The 265-nt window shown below is 69.4% G+C and carries 1 protein-coding gene; it reads right to left on the minus strand.

Going from position 1 to position 265, the window contains the following annotated elements:
• On the minus strand, positions 1 to 265 hold a 265-nt coding region (locus tag RYX56_RS22980; RefSeq protein WP_317124205.1), incomplete at both ends, for a hypothetical protein.

Here is a 265-nt window from a genome sequence, read left to right on the forward strand (position 1 = left end):
GGCCCACGCCGAGCGTCGCGTAGCCCATCACCGTGGGGATGGTCGACGAGGCCGAGGCCTTCGTCTCGCCTTGCGAGGGGAAGTGGAGCGTTTCGAGTTCGTCGTCCGAGTACGATTCGAGGCTCAGTTCGGGCGTGCCCGTGCGGGTGAGCGGCGGCGGCGAGTGCGTGCGGGTCTGGGACACGACGGTGGGCGGATAGATGGGCGTCGTACGCACGAACGCGCCACGGGTTACGGCTCGCGTGTAGGAAGCGGCAGGCGCGTG

This window comes from Alkalihalophilus lindianensis, assembly GCF_032843265.1.
In the GTDB taxonomy this organism is placed as follows: Bacteria; Bacillota; Bacilli; order Bacillales; family Bacillaceae_D; genus Alkalihalophilus; species Alkalihalophilus lindianensis.